General features: G+C 30.4%; 20 protein-coding genes. 13 read left to right on the forward strand and 7 right to left on the reverse strand.

Annotated elements, in window-relative coordinates; all coding sequences use genetic code 11:
* Positions 1–71 precede the first annotated feature (71 nt).
* The 3 genes from STK_RS07750 to STK_RS07755 are packed head-to-tail and all read left to right on the forward strand — an operon-like array spanning position 72 to position 1791.
* On the forward strand, positions 72–929 hold the full coding sequence (locus STK_RS07750; protein WP_052846959.1) for a cysteine synthase family protein: 858 nt from the start codon (positions 72–74) through the stop codon (positions 927–929).
* Positions 930–967: 38 nt separating this feature from the next.
* On the forward strand, positions 968–1126 hold the full coding sequence (locus tag STK_RS15275) for a hypothetical protein (protein WP_184650926.1): 159 nt from the start codon (positions 968–970) through the stop codon (positions 1124–1126).
* A complete protein-coding gene (locus tag STK_RS07755; protein WP_010979426.1) occupies positions 1123–1791 on the forward strand; it encodes a hypothetical protein in 669 nt (222 codons plus the stop codon). Before STK_RS15275 ends, STK_RS07755 begins: the two co-directional genes overlap by 4 nt.
* Here the strand turns inward: STK_RS07755 and STK_RS07760 are convergent.
* Entirely contained in the window at positions 1763–1963 is a 201-nt protein-coding gene (locus STK_RS07760) for a hypothetical protein (RefSeq protein WP_052846556.1), read from the reverse strand. The two genes, STK_RS07755 and STK_RS07760, sit on opposite strands and share 29 nt — an antisense overlap.
* Before the next feature lie 39 nt (positions 1964–2002).
* Between STK_RS07760 and moaA the strand changes: the two genes are divergently transcribed.
* From moaA to STK_RS07780, 4 genes are read left to right on the forward strand one after another with little or no spacing between them, the layout of a single operon-like run.
* A complete protein-coding gene (gene moaA, locus STK_RS07765; protein ID WP_010979427.1) occupies positions 2003–2944 on the forward strand; it encodes a GTP 3',8-cyclase MoaA in 942 nt (313 codons plus the stop codon).
* Positions 2931–4010: a M24 family metallopeptidase gene (locus STK_RS07770; RefSeq protein ID WP_010979428.1), complete on the forward strand. Its 1080-nt coding sequence runs from the start codon at positions 2931–2933 to the stop codon at positions 4008–4010. Before moaA ends, STK_RS07770 begins: the two co-directional genes overlap by 14 nt.
* Positions 4011–4070: 60 nt before the next feature.
* Positions 4071–4694, forward strand: a complete 624-nt coding sequence (gene folE / locus STK_RS07775; RefSeq protein WP_052846960.1) for a GTP cyclohydrolase I FolE — start codon at positions 4071–4073, stop codon at positions 4692–4694.
* 21 nt (positions 4695–4715) lie between these two features.
* Positions 4716–5618 (forward strand): MarR family transcriptional regulator, encoded by a 903-nt coding sequence (locus STK_RS07780; RefSeq protein WP_010979430.1) that lies wholly within the window; start codon positions 4716–4718, stop codon positions 5616–5618.
* On the opposite strand, the gene glnA is transcribed toward STK_RS07780, so the two are convergent.
* The 3 genes from glnA to STK_RS07795 form a co-directional block, all read right to left on the reverse strand.
* Entirely contained in the window at positions 5607–7028 is a 1422-nt protein-coding gene (gene glnA, locus STK_RS07785; RefSeq protein ID WP_010979431.1) for a type I glutamate--ammonia ligase, read from the reverse strand. The two genes, STK_RS07780 and glnA, sit on opposite strands and share 12 nt — an antisense overlap.
* A gap of 168 nt (positions 7029–7196) precedes the next feature.
* Positions 7197–7595, reverse strand: coding sequence for a thioredoxin (gene trxA / locus STK_RS07790; RefSeq protein WP_052846557.1), 399 nt, complete (start codon positions 7593–7595; stop codon positions 7197–7199).
* Positions 7588–8952 (reverse strand): class I adenylate-forming enzyme family protein, encoded by a 1365-nt coding sequence (locus STK_RS07795; RefSeq protein ID WP_010979433.1) that lies wholly within the window; start codon positions 8950–8952, stop codon positions 7588–7590. Before STK_RS07795 ends, trxA begins: the two co-directional genes overlap by 8 nt.
* Positions 8953–8979: 27 nt before the next feature.
* On the opposite strand from STK_RS07795, the gene STK_RS07800 reads away from it, so the two are divergent.
* Genes STK_RS07800 through STK_RS07815 form a run of 4 tightly spaced genes read left to right on the forward strand, consistent with a single transcriptional unit; the run spans position 8980 to position 12362 of the window.
* Positions 8980–9852 (forward strand): beta-ribofuranosylaminobenzene 5'-phosphate synthase family protein, encoded by an 873-nt coding sequence (locus STK_RS07800; RefSeq protein WP_052846558.1) that lies wholly within the window; start codon positions 8980–8982, stop codon positions 9850–9852.
* Positions 9837–10886, forward strand: a complete 1050-nt coding sequence (locus STK_RS07805) for a methyltransferase domain-containing protein (protein WP_010979435.1) — start codon at positions 9837–9839, stop codon at positions 10884–10886. Before STK_RS07800 ends, STK_RS07805 begins: the two co-directional genes overlap by 16 nt.
* Entirely contained in the window at positions 10886–11398 is a 513-nt protein-coding gene (locus tag STK_RS07810) for a gamma carbonic anhydrase family protein (RefSeq protein WP_052846961.1), read from the forward strand. Before STK_RS07805 ends, STK_RS07810 begins: the two co-directional genes overlap by 1 nt.
* Positions 11391–12362, forward strand: a complete 972-nt coding sequence (locus tag STK_RS07815; protein WP_052846559.1) for a radical SAM protein — start codon at positions 11391–11393, stop codon at positions 12360–12362. The genes STK_RS07810 and STK_RS07815 overlap by 8 nt, the downstream gene beginning before the upstream one ends.
* On the opposite strand, the gene xerA is transcribed toward STK_RS07815, so the two are convergent.
* Together xerA and STK_RS07825 are read right to left on the reverse strand one after the other, a co-directional pair.
* Complete coding sequence (gene xerA, locus STK_RS07820; RefSeq protein WP_010979438.1) at positions 12359–13213, reverse strand: site-specific tyrosine recombinase/integron integrase; 855 nt, start codon at positions 13211–13213, stop codon at positions 12359–12361. The genes STK_RS07815 and xerA overlap by 4 nt on opposite strands.
* A 194-nt stretch (positions 13214–13407) precedes the next feature.
* The gene (locus tag STK_RS07825; RefSeq protein ID WP_052846560.1) at positions 13408–14274 is read right to left on the reverse strand and encodes a hypothetical protein; all 867 of its coding nucleotides are present in this window, start codon (positions 14272–14274) and stop codon (positions 13408–13410) included.
* 40 nt (positions 14275–14314) lie between these two features.
* Between STK_RS07825 and STK_RS07830 the strand changes: the two genes are divergently transcribed.
* The gene (locus STK_RS07830; RefSeq protein WP_010979440.1) at positions 14315–14962 is read left to right on the forward strand and encodes a hypothetical protein; all 648 of its coding nucleotides are present in this window, start codon (positions 14315–14317) and stop codon (positions 14960–14962) included.
* Here STK_RS07830 and STK_RS15280 read toward each other — a convergent pair.
* Entirely contained in the window at positions 14943–15095 is a 153-nt protein-coding gene (locus STK_RS15280) for a hypothetical protein (protein ID WP_156014618.1), read from the reverse strand. The two genes, STK_RS07830 and STK_RS15280, sit on opposite strands and share 20 nt — an antisense overlap.
* Before the next feature lie 135 nt (positions 15096–15230).
* Between STK_RS15280 and upsX the strand changes: the two genes are divergently transcribed.
* A complete protein-coding gene (upsX, locus tag STK_RS07835; RefSeq protein WP_198429661.1) occupies positions 15231–17228 on the forward strand; it encodes a protein UpsX in 1998 nt (665 codons plus the stop codon).
* Positions 17229–17268 lie beyond the last annotated feature (40 nt).

Here is a 17268-nt window from a genome sequence, read left to right on the forward strand (position 1 = left end):
CTAAAAGTAGTTAGGCGGTCAATATTGTGTCATCAAAAGAGGTACATGTTTTCGAAAATGCCATAGATTTAATGCAAGGGATGTGGCCTACTCCATTATTAAAGTTAAATATAGGTAATGATGTATGGGCTAAATTAGAGTTCTATAACCCTTTCAGTCATAGTATTAAGGATAGAACTGCTCTATTCTTATTTAAAGAAGCAATCAAGCAAAACGCTAAATCAATAGTTGAGGCAACTTCTGGCAATACTGGAATAGCTCTTTCTGCACTCTCTTCTATATTTAAAATAAATTTTACAGTGTTTATACCATCTACTGCTCCTTCATCATTCAAAGTCTTAATGAAAATTTTAGGCGCAAACGTCATTTCAGCAGGAAATTCTACAACTGAGCTCTTACCTTTAGTGAAGAAACTAAGTGAATTTAATGGGTATACTCATCTGGATCAGTTTCATAATGAGATTAATGTTTTAGCTCATTATGAAACTACAGCTAAAGAAATTGATGAGCAAACTAAAGTTTCTGGTATTAAAGTTAAAAGGATAATAGCTACTATGGGAACTGCTGGACATATTGTAGGTATAGCTAAGTATTTTAAAGAGAAATATGGTGATGACGTAGAAATTATAGGTGTTGAACCTGCGCAAGGAGAGCGTATACCTGGAATAAAAAGAGTTACAGATGATAAGGATAATAAGTTTCTTAAAATTGCTAAGATTGATAGGATAATAGAGATTAAGTTTAAGGAGGCTGTAGAGGGAGTAATAGATGTTGCTAGAAATGATGGTATTTTAATAGGTTTAAGCTCTGGTGCCACTGTTTCTGCATACAAAAAAGTGATAAGAGAAAGTAAGGATGAAGGTGCTACTATTTTAATATTCCCAGATGACGCATTTAAGTACGTTAATGAGTTAGAGGAGTATGTATAATTAATTTTTTAAAGGTTTATTAAAGTAAGATATATTTCGTGGCTACAGAGGTAATAGTTATTTTTAATAAGAATGGAGATATATTGGATTTTTCTCCAAGAGATATAGATTTAAATAAATTATTGGAAATAAAAGATAAGGAAGTGTATGATGATGGTGAATTAATAAGAGTTAGAGGTAAAATAGATAATAAATGAAGTTAGAAGATTTCTTCAAAGGTTTTTACATTCAAACTAGGCTTATAGACGTTGACAATAGGAAAATTGTTGTTAAATGTTATAGCTCATCTTCATCTTTTAAATGGTATTTGATATCACCAGCATTTAGAGGGTTTCCATATACATCAAATCCTCTAGAAAGGATGAATAGAGAAATTAATTTTTTTACTTACAATTGGGGTGATGAGTTAAAAGTACCTAAAGTTATAGATTTTGATGAAGAAACTATCTGTATGTATAGAGAATTTATAGATGGAGAAGAGATCAGTGACCTTGAACAATTTGAAGAATTAGGAAGAGCTATCAATTTAATACATAAGAGAAATTTTGCCCTTGGTGATACTAAGCTAGAAAACTTCTTATATAATAAAAAAGTCTATGTGATAGATGCAGAACAAGCTATTCAAACTAGTAATACTTCTTACTTTTCTTGGGATTTATTAGTTCTAGCTTTCTCCATGTCATATAAGTTCCTAAAGGATCCTCAACTTTTTTATTTAAATTACATTAAGATACTTGAAGGTTATTCTCCAAATAAAGAAATAGTTAAGGAGTTATTAAACTTTAATAACTTACCATTACTTAGTCTTATACCATTTACTCATTATAACTATTTTAAAAAAGCTGTTGAGAAATTTTTATAATGATAGAATCGTTTTCCTTCTTTATATTTATTATTTCGTCATTAACTCTAGTACCGCAAGCTGGGCATCTATAAAAATATCTAACTATCTTATTCCCATCGCTACTGTTTTCGGCTTCAGCTATAAAATCCATCTTAATGTTACATTTAGGGCATAATAATTCGTTTTTCATATTCAAGATTTAATACTTACCAAAACGATAATAAGTGTAATGATTGATAGATTTGGAAGGTCGATTGAGGATTTAAGAGTAACTTTAACGCATGTGTGCAATTTTTCTTGTTTTTTCTGTCATATGGAAGGAGAAGACAATTCTCAGAGTTTGTTGTCTCCAGAAGAAATTTCTTTGGTAGCTAAAGTAGGAATTGAATATGGAATAAGGTCAGTTAAACTTACTGGTGGAGAACCAACTCTAAGAAGGGACTTATTGCAAATTATTAGAGAGTTAAAAGATGTAGGTATAAAAGAAGTTTCTATGACAACAAACGGTGTTCTTTTATCTACGTTAGCATGGAAACTTAAAGAAGTTGGACTAGATAGAGTTAATGTAAGTTTACACTCATTAGATAAACAGCTTTTCAAGGAGATTACTGGAGTTGACGCACTAGATAAGGTTATTGAAGGAATAAAAGAAGCTATTAAGGCTGGATTAAGACCATTAAAATTAAATTTTGTATTAACTAAGAAAAATATATCGCAATTAGATAATATAATTAATTTTGCTATTGAAACTGGAGTAGATGAACTACATTTAATAGAACTTCATCCGGTAGGATTAGGTAAAAATACATTTGAATATCATGAAAAATTGGAAAGTATAGAGAAAATATTAAAAGAGAGAGCTGATAAAATAGAAATAAGAAGTAAACACTATAGACCAAGATATTATCTCAATAATTTAGTCATTGAGGTTGTGAAACCGTATGCAAACCCAATTTTTTGTGCTGGATGTAATAGAATAAGACTAACAGCTGACGGCAAATTAAAGACTTGTTTATATAGACAAGATAAAGAAATAGATATAATGGATATATTACGTGGTGATTTTAGTTTAGAAGAAAAAATTGAATTAATACGTGAAGCCTATGAAATAGCAATAGCTATAAGAGAACCTAATTTTAAATATAAGGTTGAGAGTTATGCGCCTTCATAAGCTTAAAGAACTATTAGAAGTAAAAGGATTAAAATGTGCAATAATAACCAGTCCAGCTAGTATATTTTACCTAACTGGATATGATTATATAACGACGGATATAGGTAACTTTGTTGCTTTGGTTTATTGTGATGGTATAGCTACTCTTATAGTTCCTTTACTAGAATTATATAGGGCACAAGATAAGGTAAAAGAAATAGATTTAGTTGCATATAGTACGACATTAGAAGGAGAAAAGATTATTAAAGGCTCTTTAAAAGATGCAATTCTTAATTTTATCAAAGAAAATAAAATTGGTTTAGATATTCAAAATACTTCTTCAATCTTTTATAATTATTTTAGTAAATTTGAAATAATAGATCTCTCAAAGGATATTTCTATCATGAGATCAGTAAAAGACCAAGAAGAATTAGAATTAATTAAGAGGGCTGGAGATATAACTACTGCTGCGATGAAAATTGCTCAGGATAAGTTAACTAACTCAGAAATATCAGAAAAATATCTAGCTGGTATAATAGACATGACTATGAGAACTGAAGGTGCAGAAGATTACGCGTTTCCTAGTATAGTTGCTTTTGCAGAAAATTCTGCTTTTCCTCATCATATTCCCTCTGATAAAGTAATAAAAGAAGGACAAAATGCTGTCGTAGATATAGGAGCAAGGTATGAAAAATATTGCTTTGATAGTACTAGAACTTTTTTAAAAGGAGAAAATACTGAAATAAAGAAAATTTACGAAATAGTTTTACAAGCTCAATTAGAGGCTATTGATAAAGTAAAAGAAGGCGTAAAGGCTTCAGAAGTTGATTTGGCAGCAAGACGTGTGATTGAAAAAGCTGGTTATGGAAAATATTTTATTCATTCTACTGGTCATGGTGTAGGTATTGAAGTTCATGAGTATCCTTCAATTTCACCTAACTCAGATGCTGAACTTAAAGAAAATATGGTAATAACTATTGAGCCAGGAATATACCTAAAGAATAAATTTGGAATTAGAATAGAAGATACAGTTATTGTAACAAAGAGAAAACCCATTGTTCTTGAGACTACATTCAAGTATTTATAACTTTTTAGTACTCTTTTTAATTTAACTTTATATTTAATGGGGGTCAATAACATTATTGTTATGGAAGAGACATTAAACCAAGAAAAGATGGTTGAAGAGATAGCTAAAAGGATAAGAGAGATCCTTGAAATTTTAGGGGAAAACCCGGATAGGGAAGGACTAAGAGAAACTCCATTAAGGGTAGCTAGAGCTTTATTAGAAATGACAAGTGGACTTAGAACTCCTCAACCTCAAATTAAAACATTTAACCTATCCGAAGATGGTATATCTGAAGTTGAAGACCAAATTATTCTTGTAAAGAATATAGGTTTTTCTTCTTTATGTGAACATCATTTACTACCTATAATAGGAAAAGTACATGTAGCATATATAGTAGGTCAAGAAAGAAAAGTAGCCGGTTTTAGTAAGATTATAAGGATTGTGAATTATTACGCATCAAGGCCACAAATTCAAGAAAGATTAGTTCAGCAAATTGCTGATGCTATAATGAATAGCGATATTCATCCAAAAGGTGTAATGGTTATAGGAGATGCTCTTCATATGTGTGCATACGTTAGGGGTGTTAAAGATAGAGAGGCAAGTTTATTATCAGTAGCAACGAGAGGGTTATTCAAAAATAATGTGTCATTAAGGAACTATGTATTTAGATTACTCGAAACGTCAAAGAAGACAAGTTTATTATAGGTAAAATAGATTTTTTATTGAATGAGTGACTCAAAATCTAGGATTATTGAAATCTTAAAAAAGTTTGGTGAATTACCTCAATCTGAACTAGTTAGGATTAGTGGGTTATCAAAAAGTAGATTGTCAGAAATTTTGTCTGAGCTGGAGAAACAAGGACTCATAGAGAGGAAAAAATCGCTCGGAAAAAATTTATCAGTAAAGTTAAGTAATAAGTTTATAAAAATAGGTATAATTAGGGCGGCTGAATATCCATTTATTATACCTTTTGTAAAAGCACTTAAAGAAAAAGGGTTTTTTGTTGATATTCTAATTTATGATAATGGACTAAGCTTAACTAAAGATCTAGTAGAAGGTAAGATAAATATAGGGTTTTCACCAGTAGTAACGCAATTAATTTTTAAGAAAATATTCAATAATTTTGATATTATAGGAGGTGGGGCGAAGGGAGGAGGTGGAATAATTGGTGAATCCCTTTGTGACAGAGTCGGCTCCACAACTATGTCTAGTATGGAAATATGGTCATTGTTATATAATCCAGATTTAAATTTGCAAAGTTATGATTCTCCAGAATCCATGGTGATTGATCTTGAAAATCATAAAATTAACGCTATATCTATTTGGGAGCCTTACTTCACTATTTTAACTCGTAAGGGTTATTCCATTTTACATACATTTGAACCTTTACATTGTTGTACATTAGCTGTAAGAAACGAACTTGATAAGGACTTAATAAAAAAGGTCTATGAAGAATCTTTCACATCATTTTTATTTCAAAAAGATAGATGGATAATGGATTATGCCAACTTATTAGGTATTAACTATTCTATCCTTTCTGATTCAGTAAAAAATTATGTTTTCGATTACTATTTAGATTTAAATGAAATAAGAAGAAACTTGAGAAAAATTGGAATTTTAGGCATCTAAATAGTAATATAACTCCATAGGATGAGGATACTGTTGCATAGTTTTTGCTTCGTCTCTCTTTAGGTCAATGTATGTATTTAATATTGATGAATTAAATACTGGTTTTAGGAACTCATTGTCGCTTTCTAACTCATCTAATGCTTCATCTAATGATCTAGGTAATTCCTTAATTTTTAACTGTTTTTTCCTCTCTTCGCTCATATGATATACATTTTCATCAACAGGATCACCAGGCTCAATCTTTTTCTTTATTCCATCTAAAGCAGCCATTAGTATTGCAGCGAATGCCAAGTATGGGTTACACGAGGGATCTGGTGGTCTATATTCTAATCTCTTTGCTTTTTCCATTCCTCTATAATATGATGGTATTCTAATTGCAGCACTTCTGTTGGATTTACTCCACACTAGATATACGGGTGCCTCATAACCTGGAATTAATCTTCTATAACTATTTGTGGTTGGCGATACTATTGCTGATAATGCTCTACCATGTTCTAATATTCCTCCTACTATATATCTACCTATTTGACTTAACTCAGCATATTCATCGTTAGGATCGTACATTAGATTCTTTCCATCTTTTGTCCATAGACTAAAATGCGTATGCATTCCTGTCCCATTATCTCCAAACATTGGTTTTGGCATAAAAGTGGCTATCATTCCATGCTTTGCTGCTACATTTTTTACGACATATTTTAGTGTTTGAACTTTATCGGCTGTATCAGCTAATGTAGAGAATCTGAAATCAATTTCGCCTTGTCCAGCTGTAGCAACTTCATGGTGAGTAGCTTCTATATTGAATCCAAAGTAATCAGTTAATATATTAATAGCCTCGACTCTTATATCCATTAGCTGATCTACAGGTGGTGCTGGATAATAACCCTCTTTGTATCTTATTAGGAACCCTCCATTTCTAGCCCATGGGGCTTCTCTAGCATGTATTTTATATCCAGTTCCGCTTTGAGGTGTGGCTACATCCAAATCTACTTTATCAAATATAAAGAATTCTAGCTCTGGGCCAAAATAACTAATATAACCTTCTTCTGATTGTTTCTTTTCTGCTTCTTCTGCAATATGTCTTGGATCTCTCTCGAATCTTCCCTTTCCTCCTCCCCAAAATACCTGGGTTATAACTCTAGCAATTCCTTCATTCCAAGGTATAACTGCCATAGTTTGTGGTATGGGCATTAGCACCATATCGCTTTCATAAATCATAGTAAATCCTTTTATACTACTTCCATCTAATTTTCCAAACCCTGTTTTAAATGAATCTTCTGTAAATTCTGAGGCTGGGACTGTAATATGATGCAATCTTCCAGGTAGATCTGTAAACTGTAGATCCACCCATTTTATTTTATTGTCTTTTAGAAATTTCAGAGCCTCTTCGGCTGTTTTAGGTAAACTTGGCATGATTACGAATAGCTTTAATTGTTTAAAAAGATTATTAGTGTTAGATATAAAAACTGTTCAGAAGTTTATATATAATTCTTAATTACAGATTATGCAAATGTAAAATTTTGCTTAAAAATGCATTATAAAAAATAATTGATTAAGTAGTACAAAGTTAAAGAAAACTCCTCATGACAAATATTTTTTAATATATTCTTCTAGCGTAGTCTCATCTACGGCTCCTACTATTTGATCTACTAGATTACCGTTAAGAAAGATCAAGGTAGTTGGTATATTCATGACACCATATTTATCTGCTGTTTTTGGATTTTCGTCAACGTTAAGCCTTCCAAATACTATCTTATCCTTATACTTCTCGGCCATTTTGTTAAATATTGGTTCGTAGATATGGCAAGGAGCACACCAGGGTGCCCAGCAATCTACAAACACTACTCTATTTTTTGTTATTATGTCGTCTATGTTACTATCAGTTATAGTTATAGTAGCTTCCTCCTTTTTTAATATTTTTTCGGCTTTTTCTTCTAATCTTTTGGCTATTTCTCTAACTAGTGTGTCAATCTCACTCAATTTTATCCACTATATATACTTTCTTCAACTTCTTATAAAATGCTACCTTTGTGTTAACATAATTCAGAAGCTCTTCTTCAATACCATCTTTTTTCTCTTTTACCACGACAATTGCTATAGGTTGCTGTCCTAGTTGACCAGCATCTTCTCCAATTACTTTAGCATCTATTACATTAGGATGAGTCTTTAATATTTCCTCTAAGTCTCTTGGAAATATAGGATAACCCTTATATTTCAGCATTCTTTTTTTAATCCCTCTAAAATACAATAATCCCTTATCATCCATACTCATTAGGTCTCCAGTTTTTAACCATCCATTAGAAAATACTTTATTTGTTTCTTCTATGTCTTTATATCCTAGCATTAACCATGGTGCCTTTACCCATAATTCTCCTACTTCACCAGTTTTTGCCTCTTTTCCATCATCTTTAACAATCTTTACCTCGACTTCTGGTAACGGTTTTCCTACGCTAATTACATCTGCATATTCTAATGGCTGAAAAGTAAGTACAAATCCTTCAGTAAATCCGTATTGTTGAACTATCTTTTTGCCAAATTTATTGAAAAATGTATTTACTGTATTAGGGAACAAAGGAGCTGCGCTACTTACACATAATTCTAAGCTTGAAAGATTAGCATCTATTGTGTTTAAGGAATCGTATACCATTGGAACCGTTGAAAGATAGTTAATAGAGTATTTCTCTATCACACTAGCTACACTTTTCGGTTCAAATTTTTTTACTATGTACATTGCTCCACCTGCTTCTAAAGTTACACCTAAAACGCTATTACCGAGAACATGAGCAATTGGTACTGTTAAAATGCTTCTAACTTCTTTTAACTTAGTTGCTCTATATAGAGATAAAGAATTCAATTCCATTCTTTCTGCACTATGTAAAACTTGCATTGTTCTTCCAGCTATTCCAGCATAATAATATATTAATCCTACTTCATCTTCTCTATATTCATAAGGTGAAGAGAATACATTTTTTCTAGGTACTTCAACTACTGTTTTATAATCCTTTAGTATATTTTTTTCTCTTTCATATACCTCATGGTCTGTGAAGACTAAATCTGGTTTGGAGTCTTCTAATATAAACTTTAAGTCTTCTGCAGAAGTTAATGGATCGACTGCAACAATTTTTCCTCCAGCCCACAATATAGCTAAATAAGCCAGAATGGATTCTACTGTATTGAACATTATATGCACTACTGTGCCACCTGGCGAGATGTTAGATGCTATTTTTGCTATTTCCTGTACCGCTTGCTCATAAGTTAAATTTTTATCTTCACTTATTAAAAAAGTCTTACTAGGAGTTTTTTTACTCCACTCATACACTAATCTGGCTAAGCTCATAAGTCTCTCATATATGAAGTGTTTTGTATGATAAAAATTATTGGGTTATCAAGAATTCATATAACTCTTATTGACTTAGAAGGTAAATTTGGAAGACTTGATGGAGGTATAGGTGTGGCATTAAAATATCCTAGAATTGTCTTAAGAAGTGGTAATTGTATTAAACCAAATATAACTTTACCGTTTAAAATACCAGATTATTGTATTGAAGAAGATTTTGAAGAACATATAGGTTTAGGACATACTACCCAATTTCTATTATCAGTAGCAAAATTAGGTGCTGAGTATAACTTAAAGAATATAGATGTGGTAGAATTAGCTAAATTGGTGAAGCGTGGTGGTACTTCTGGTGTTGGGGTTTATGCATTTAAACATGGTGGTTTTATTGTAGATGGAGGTCATTCTAAGAAAATAAAGAAAGAAATTTTACCCTCGGATTACTCCACTGTTTCTCCTCCTCCTTTAATTGCAAGGTATGATTTTCCATGGTACATTTACGTAAATATACCTAAAGAAGGAAGAAAAATATACGGTAAAAGTGAGCTTGAAATATTTAAGAATGCTAAAGTAGAGGGTATTGATACATTAACTAGAATAATATTTATGAAACTTATTCCAGCTGTGATTGAAAATGATTTGGAAGAAGCACTAGAAGCTATAGGTTTGATTCAGAATTTAGGATTTAAAAAGTTAGAAGTTAGTCTTCAAACCGAAGAGGTAAAAATGCTTATGAAACAGTTGTATCAAAAGGGATATTATTCAGGTATTTCTTCTTTTGGTCCAGCAGTATATACTTTTGTAAGAAGCAGAAGGGAAGGAGAAGAGTTAGTTTCCTATTTTGGTGGTTTTGTTACAGAGCCTAATAATGAGGGTGCAAAAGTCTTATGGTTGAAAGATTAAATTATGATGAATTTGTGATGGAAGATTTAAAGAACGTTTATAAAGGATTTATTAATGATTTTTTGAGATCTATTTTAGTTCCTAATAGTAGGCTTTATGTTAGAGTAAATACTTTGAAGATTAATGTAGAGGAAATCTTAGCTGAATTAAATTTTCTTGAAAGGGATGAAGATTTTGAAGAAGCTCTTTTTGTGAAGCTAAAGGGACCAAATAAAATTGAAGAGCATGAGACAAAGGTAATTGTAGATAAACGTACTGCTGAAAGTGTGATTATGGGTGCTGATGTATATCGTCCAGGAATAAAGAAAGTACTTGGAAATGGTAAGTATGTTAACGTTGTTAGTGAGAACGGTGTAATAGTAGGTGAAGGGGAATTAGTAAATAAAGGCAATTTAGTTGTTAGAGTTTTAAACCCATTGTATTCAGCTCCTAAGTTTGCTGATTTAGAGTATGTTAAAGATGGCTCACTAATCTTACAAGGAAAGGCTTCAATGTATGTTGCTCACTTGCTTGACCCAAAACCTAATGAAAAAATTATTGATATGACGGCTTATCCTGGAGGGAAATTAACTCATATATATCAACTTGAACCTAGGAGTAAGGTTATTGGTTTTGATCATACCAAGAAAAAAGTAGATGAGTTAAGAGAAAAAGTAAAAAAGATGAAAATGAACATAGAAGTTTATTTGGCAGATTCTAGGTATCTTTATGAGGGTTTTGGATTAAGGGATGTAGATAAAGTAATTATTGATCCACCTTGTTCAGCTCTAGGTATAAGACCAAAGGTTTATGACAGGAAAACTAAAGAAGATATTATTAATTTTCATAATTATCAGAGACAATTTATTAATTCTGCATATAAGATTCTGAAGAAAAATGGCATATTAGTTTATTCTACTTGTACAGTAACTACATGGGAAAATGAGAAGGTAATTGATGATGAAAGATTTGAAGTTGAAGATATTATTAGATTTCATCCCAATATTCATGATATGACAGGATTTTTTATAGCCAAATTAATTAAGAGAAAATGATGGTAATAGAAGAATATTTAGGTAAGAAACCTAAAATTGCTGACAAAGTGTATATTCATCCTACAGCTTATGTAATAGGAGATGTAAGTATAGGAGAGTTTTCTAGTTTATGGCATTATGTTGTTGTAAGAGGTGATAATGATTCTATTGAAATTGGAAGAGAAACAAATATTCAAGAGAATTCAACAATTCACACGGACATTGGATATAAAGTCATTATAGGAGATAGAGTGAGTATAGGACATAATGCTGTAATCCATGGTGCTAAAATTTCTTCTAATGTTATTATAGGTATGGGTGCTATACTTTTAAATGGCTCAGAAGTAGGAGAGTATTCTATTATTGGTGCTGGTGCTGTCGTAACTCAAGGCACGAAGATACCTCCTTATAGTATTGCAGTTGGAGTGCCAGCAAAGGTAATAAGAAAGGTTAGTGAGGAAGAAATAAAATTAATTTCCGAGAATGCCGAAGAATATTTAAAACATGTTAGGAGGTTTTTGAAAATTGAATAGAGATCTTAAAGCCTTTAAGTGGTTTATTAAAACTCAAATACTAAAAGACCCCTTCAATCCAGCATATGCAACGTTTAAAGTCACGTCGAGGTGTAATCTTCATTGTACATTCTGTTCACCGGATTATTATTCTGGCAAATTAGGTGAAGGAAGTACTGAAATTATAAAGAGGATTATTGATAATTTGAGAGACTCATCTATTGTTGTATTATCTTTTGAAGGAGGAGAGCCAACATTACGTAACGATATCCTAGAATTGTTAGAATATGCTCATGATGGCTCCTTCTATGTCATGTTAACTACTAATGGATACAGGTTAAATGATGAAGATTTTTTAGTAAAGTTAGCAGATAGGATAGATTTTCTTCATTATTCCATAGATGAATATCATTGGAACGTAAAAGCTCTTGAAAATCTTTGTAAATTCAGACAATATGGTCTTAAAGTAAATGTACAAACTGTTGTAACTAGATATAATTTACATAAGTTAGAGGAAAAAGTCAAGAAAGTTAGGGAATGCAATTATAAAATAGTAATATTACCTGCAATAGATTACCCAGAATCTAAAGTGAAATTATCTCCAGATCCAGTAGAATTATATGAAGTTATGTCAGACCTAAAGAGAAAGTACGGTGCAACAATTAATAATTCATGGGGATTTATTAATGCATTAATTGGTAAGACAAGAATAAAAAGAGTTGTTAGCTACGCTATTTCCATTTATCCCAACGGTGATTTGCCTTATCCAGATGATATAAATGGAAAGATTGTAGGTAATTTAGCTATTGAAAAACTGAATGATATATTGAAAAAACCAGTAGTAAAAGAATTACAGAATTATATGCTAAATAACCAAGCAAAATTCGAATATCTTCATTTACAAACAGCCTCGTTTAATAGTGTAAAAGATCTTGCGGAATATGTGTATGAAATGATAAAATGGAGATTTCTTGGGAAAGCTTAACCAAATATTTTCTTATAAATTTCCTGTAAGTCTTCTGTTACTAAATGAGTATATATTTGTGTTGTTCTGATATCCTTATGCCCTAACAATTTTTGAACTACTGGTAATGGCATTCCTTTTCTTATAGCTTGTGTAGCAAATGTATGTCTCAAAATATGTGGTCTTAAGTCAATCCCTAATTTTTTGCCTAATCTTTTAAGTTTCCGATATAAAGCATGATAAGTCATATTGAAAAGTATTCCATTATCTTCTATGTTCCTCAAATAACTCTTTAATAACCTAGCTGTTTCTTCTGTGAAAAATACAATTCTTTCCTCACCATTCTTTGTATTTCTAACAATTATATATCTTCTTTCTATGTTTATGTCGGATTTTTTAATAGAAAGTAATTCTTTAGAACGTAATCCTGTATCTAATAAAAGTTGAATTAGTAGTCTGTCTTTTAGTTTTTTCACATTTTCTTTTATCTTAACTATTTCTTCTTCTGATAAAGCTCTAATTTCTTTTCTTCTAATTCTAGGTATAGTTGGTTTTACATCTACTCCTAACCACTTTAAGAATCTTAATACTGCTATTATATAATGCCTTGCAGTCACTGATTTTTTTCTTCTTTTTTCTATCTCATTTTCATTTTTAGATTTTGTTTCTCTACTTAGAATATTTCTAATCCAATTATTTAAATCATAGGTGGTAACAGTCCTTGGATCTTTTCTTATATAACTAAGAAAATCAGATATTGCTATTGAATATAATCTTATTGTATTTTCAGAGGCTCCTGCAATCATTAAAGCCGTAATAAATTCGTCGAATGGGTTGATAATGACATCTGGCTTACCTAATTGTAGTTTCACATTAGATATCTTGGTCTTAGTAACACTTATTAAGGTAATAGAGTGTTACCATAAACATTTCTATTAAAATATAGAAAGAAATACCCAATGGCAAAACTACTTATACCCCTAACCCACTTAAAATAATATGGGGTACCCAGGGACCTCATGATAAGGAATGATGATCCCCCTGACCCCCCAAGGTCCCTGGGTACTCATAAATGATATAAAAAGCCCATTTTTCCATTTCTAATTAAATAATATCTTTCAATGAATCTTTTCATTAACTGTCTCATCTTTGAAACTTTCACTACTTCTATCTTTCCATTCCATAATTTATCTGATCTTATATGTATTCCTTCTTTTCCAGTATCAATAATAGTTATGAATATAGGTCTGAATGGACTATTGCTTTTGCCTAGAATATAATTTGCTACATAAATTCCAGTTCTCATAGCAAGTTCGCCTAACTTTGGATATCCTTGAATAAGATCACCTATAACAAATGAATTTTCATATTGAAGATACTCATTTACTTTAAGAAATGAACTAAACGGATGAGGAGGTTTACATGAGGGAATTACATCTTCTGGCTTTTCTGTTTCTTTAATCCCATATTTTTCCATATAATATTTTATTGTAGAGCTAACTTTTTCTCCAAGATACTGCAAGTAGTCACCATAATATTTTACATCTTTTCCTAAATTTTTAAAATAAAAAGCTAATTGAATTGCTAGATAATCATTTGAAGGATCCTCAGATGTAATACGTAGTTTATCTTTTCTTTTTATTTCATTTATCTTAATTAATATGTCGTTTTTATTGCATCCTAATGCAACAATAAGATTATCTGGGGTATATTCATATTTATCAGTCTTTACCCATTTGCTTTTAAGGTCTATATCTATTACTTTCTCTCTTTTAACAAAAGTGAGTTTCTTTGAAAATGGCTTATTGTTAATCAAATTTCTTAAATATGCAGTATAAAATACAAATTCTTCCTTTTCCGCTATTATATTAGTTTTGAGTATATGGTACGCATTAATTCCTGCATATCCAGCTCCTAATATTAGACTATTCATGATGGGATAAATTAAATTTCCCAAAAATATACAATTTGTTGTGAAAGTAAAGTTAGCGTATTCAAAGGATGAAGAATTAAAACCACTACTTCCTTTATTAAACGGTAGGATAAATAAGAGAGGATATGATTTTGAAGTAATTAAAATAAAGGAAGACGAGATAAAATTCAATCTTAATAATTTTGATCTGCTTTTTATACCTCTTCCTGTTTTAACTCTTGTTAAAGATATTAAAATCCTAACGAATGGAAGTAATGTAACGGAGAAACTTTTTATAAAGAGAATAAAAGAGGATAAAATGTTAAAATTATTAGTTAGTGGTACAAATTCCACAGAGTTTTATCTAGCAAAAATCTTGATTAATAGTAATATTATGCCTGCTTTTTCTGATTATAACTCAGTAATTAATTATAATGATGGGGATCTTGACCTATATAAGGAGTGGGTAAAATACTGTGGTAAGGTACCAATAGTTCTTTCAGTGTTAGGGAGTGTAAGATTAAGTGATGGTGAATTACTAAAATTAAAGGTTATTATACGTGATTCTGCATCATTAATGGTAAATGAGGGTGAAGTAGAAAGTACCTCAAAGGAATTAGGGTTAAAAGGGCGCGAAGCAATAGAGTGTTTCTTCAAGCTTTGTAGAGAAAAAGGACTATGTAATGAGGTTAAGCTTTCTTTGCTTTAATTTTCTTTGATATTCTAAACATTCTTACTAAAGTTGGTATTGCAATTGCTAATTCTACTGGGTATGGTATATTTGCAAGGAATAATATAAGGGATAGTAGGAGTAAAGATAACTGCATATAGATTGCCTTCATATGATTATTTTCTTATGTTTACTTTTAACGTAAGTCAACATAATTCGTTATAATACTTTTACTTAATCTCTTAGAGTATTTTCAAACTACTCAGTGTAATTTTTATTAAATCTATTTTCAATGATACCACAGATAGTGTCGCAATTTTCTATTAATTTGCCAAATGATTTAAATTATTGGTTTTATACTAATGGTGAAACGATTAGACTTTCTTCAAACGCGATAGTTACACCAGAAATCTTATTGAGTGAAAATGGTATTAATATTAAGGGATATTGGGTAATAAAAAGAAATTTTTCCGTTATACATATTGATGAAAATAATAATGAAAAAACAATCTATTCTGATCCTCAAGCTTTAGATTTTGCACTATTAGGGGAAGAAATTTATCCTGTTTTAAGAAAAAATAAATATATTATATTTAATAACGAAAAATATATTGATTATAAGCACAAATATTCTTTTTATGTGCTAGAAAATAAAAATAAAATTGAAGTAATTGTTAACGGGAAGTTAATAGATTTAGACAAACCCATTAAATACAGGATTTACCCCTCATTTATATCTATAGTATATGAAGATCACTCTGTATTAATTGATAATTCTGGGAAAAAAGAGAGAATGAACAAACCAGCTTTTTATCTTGGTAAAACAAGTCTGGGGGATATATATCAATCTGTTGCCGGGAAGATAATTTCTGAACAAGAATATGACCTTTTAGGTATATGTACTTCAGAGGCCTATTTAATAGGAGAGTCTTCTTCTGGTATAATTATCGCGTGTGGAGAAAAAGTAAAAAATTACTATAAAGGAGGATGGTCTTATATTTCTAATATATCAAATATTACAGCTAGCTTTGTAAATTATAATTTCGTAATTATAACTGATCTTCAAACATCTGTTTATACTGGTGAACTTAAGAAGCTATTTGATCTTCAAAACGTTAAAAGTATTATAGCTAACAGAAAATATTTATTTGTTTTATCAAATTCTCATAAGTTATATCTTATAGAACCTAGTGAGAAGGATTTATTAGAAGTTATAAATTTTAATAACACCTTGTCATCTCCAGCAATAATAAAAGTTTCTGACATGTGGGATGTAAAATTAGGTAAGGAGCTTATTGAAATAGAGAAAAAGAGTGAAAATAATTATAGACTATTATATGTTGAACCTTACAAGTTAACTCAAGTAACTTCGACTATAACATTAGAAAATGAATTATTTAAATATAGTAAGAATTTAGAGATTATTTCGGAAAATTTAGATATCTCATTAGTTAATGCTGAATTAATTAAGGCTGTTAATGGTAGAATAAAAGGCTCTCCAGAATTTTATAATAGTATATTAAGGCTAAATATAAAATATAAAATTCCAAGTAGAACAGAGAAGTATATTAAAATAAAAGTGCATGAAAGAGAGTATAAATTTAATATAAAAGATACCCAAGGAGAAATGTTTATTTCTATACCATTAGTAAAATTTGATAATAACGAAGAATTAGTAGTGCTACAATTAGAACGTAAAGGGTATATTGAAACTACAAAAGAATTTCTTATACCTACAAAAATTATAAAGGAAAATAAAAATTATCACAGAGAAGAAATTATTGAAAATACAGTAAGAAAGGTAATAGAAAAATCTAGTGACAGTCTTTTTGAATGGATAAAGATATTCGAGTTTCCATTAGATTATGAAAATGTTATAATAGCTAAAGCAGGAGATAAGGTAATAATTGAAGGTAAAGAAATTGAAGTTAAAGAGGGAAAGCAGATGATAGAAATCTCTAAAACTGGTTACAAGAGGATTTATATAGTTTATGGAATTCCTAACCCTATTAGAAATATAAGTGCTAAAATACTCAATAATAAGCTATACATAAATGTGGATACAGCTTTACGAGTACCAATTACAATAATTTATGGTACTCAAATTCAAACAAGTAATGGTGGCGAATATATTTTTGAATTAGATCCTGCTTATTCTTCTTTAAATATAAAAATTTATTACTCAAATGATATAAAATGGGAAACAAAATATGAACTTCAAGATTTATTTAGAAAATCTATAATTTCTTCAGTGGTTAGCGCGGTAAAATTAAAAGAAGAGCTAGCTACTTTTGGTCTTTTATAATATTTTCACTTTGCTCAGAGTTCTTTTTTATTTACCTAAA

Origin of the sequence: Sulfurisphaera tokodaii str. 7 (assembly GCF_000011205.1) — an archaeon.
Taxonomy (GTDB): domain Archaea; phylum Thermoproteota; class Thermoprotei_A; order Sulfolobales; family Sulfolobaceae; genus Sulfurisphaera; species Sulfurisphaera tokodaii.